The organism is Pseudomonas sp. 57B-090624 (assembly GCF_003234055.1).
Lineage (GTDB): Bacteria > Pseudomonadota > Gammaproteobacteria > Pseudomonadales > Pseudomonadaceae > Metapseudomonas > Metapseudomonas tohonis.
The window spans coordinates 1-1905 of record NZ_QKRU01000170.1 but is presented as its reverse complement, the minus strand read 5'-3'; the positions used below and the strand labels follow the sequence as shown (position 1 = coordinate 1905).

At 71.8% G+C, this 1905-nt stretch carries 1 protein-coding gene; it reads right to left on the bottom strand.

All coding sequences use genetic code 11. The features are described from left to right. The coding region (locus DMX10_RS32195; protein ID WP_305888077.1) for an ImcF-related family protein at positions 1 to 1905 on the bottom strand (1905 nt) is incomplete at both ends.

The following is a 1905-nucleotide window of genomic DNA, read 5'->3' as shown; positions in this document are numbered from 1 at the left end:
TTGCAGCAGCGCCAGGGGGCCCGCGCCCAGGTCGGTGCGCAGGTGCCAGGTCAGCCCCAGGCCATCGGGGGCCTCCAGCACCAGGCGATAGCGGGTTTCGCTGTCATCCAGCGGAGTGACCCGGGCCCGCTCCAGCAGCCGGATCAGGCCCCAGGTGCCGGCGTAGTCGCCAAGCAGCCGCTCTCCGCTCCTGGCGTGGGTCCAGCTCAGGCGCGCGCCGGGGTGATCGCTCGCGCTGGGCCAGTCGAACCGTTGCCAGCGTTCCCGCTGGTTGAAGTACGCCAGACGATGCCCATCGAGGGTCAGGGTGGTCTGCACGAGGTCGCGTACCGGCTTGGCCCGCAGCTCGAAGGCGATGCCCATGCCGCCGTCGGTGTAGAGCACGTCGGCCAGTTCGGCGAGCCGATTGACCGCCGCGAGGAACGCGGGGTCGAGGCGCAGCCCCTGGCCCTGGGCGCTTTCGGGCACCCAGCGATTGCCGTCCTTGCGCAGCACGCCACCCAGCTGGCGGGTGAGGAAGCGGTCGATGTGCCCGCTGTCGGCGCGGATCATCTGCCCGAGCATGGGCAGCGATGCGTCGCTGGCGCTCGCGGCGAAGGGGTAGCGGCCGGCGAAGGCGCTGTTCCAGGGCCCGACGATGGCGCGCTGCCAGTGGTCATTGAGCCCGGCAGCGGAGGGTTGCAGGATGCGCTGCCAGGCCTGGTCCAGCGGCTGGACGAACAGTGCCCGGCCAAAGCCGGCCCATTCGCTGCCGAGGCTGGCGGCGATCAGGCTGCCATAGGACTGGGTGTCGGTGAGGTCGACGCTGCGCCCCTGGAGCACGGTTTGCGCCAGGGCCTGGATCATCGCCTGGGGGTCCTGGGCGGCGCTCACCTGCTGCAGCGTCAGGCGCACCCGGGTCACGCGGGTGAGGAAGGCGTGCAGGCTGAGGTTGTCGTCGTTGCGCGAGGGCTCGGCGCCCTTGCCGAGCAACGCCAGCAGCGGGCCGAAGCGTTCTTCCAGCGGCCCTTTCGGCAGCGCCGCCAACGGCTCGATGGCCGGGGTCTTGTCCGGCCCCATGAGGTTCTGCGCGGACTGCAGCAGCGACTCGCCCAGGGCCTGGCCACGGGTGCCGGCACGCCCCTGGTAGGACAGGGTATTGACCAGCGCGATGAACGGCGACTGGCGCACATCGGTCATCAGGGTGAGCTGGTCGACCACATCGGCGAGGCTGCCGGCCTCCTGCCAGCGCAGGCTGTTGAGCATGTCCAGCCAGGCCCGGCCGTAGTCCTGGAAGTAGCGTGCGGTCAGGCTTTCGCGCAGGGCCTCGGGGGTCAGCGCGGCGTCGATCTGGCTGCGGTCATCGCTGAGTACCCAGTCGATCTCCTCGCGGCGCGCGGCGGCGATCTCGTCGATGGCCTTGCGCACCCCGCCTTCCCAGGCCTGGCGGGTGAATACACCCGGCACCTCGGCGGCGGTGGAGAACAGCGGCTGGGCGTCGGTATCGCCGACCATCTGCTGCAGCCCCATGGCCGGGTACTGGTTGGCGACGGCGTCGAGCACCTGCCGGTAGAGGGCCGCCTCGCCGTTGCGCTGGCCGAGCTGGCTGATCAGCAGCTGGCGGGCGCGGGCGACCAGGGCCGGGTCGGTGGTGATGCGCCAGCCGGGGTGCGCCTCCAGCTGCGCGGCGTAGAAGCGCCAGAGGTTCGGCGCGATGCCCTGCCATGTACCCTCGCCGATGCCCATGCGGGCAGGCTCGGCGGCCGCCAGCGCCTTGCCGAGGAATGACGCATCGACATTCTCCGGCCGGGCCATCATCAGGTAGGCCTTGAGCGGCTCGTAGGCCTCCCGGGCCCGGGTGGCGCGCTCGGCGCTGCCCGGCGCCAGGCCGAGCAGCCCGCGCAGCTGGCGCTCGAGGCCGGCCGC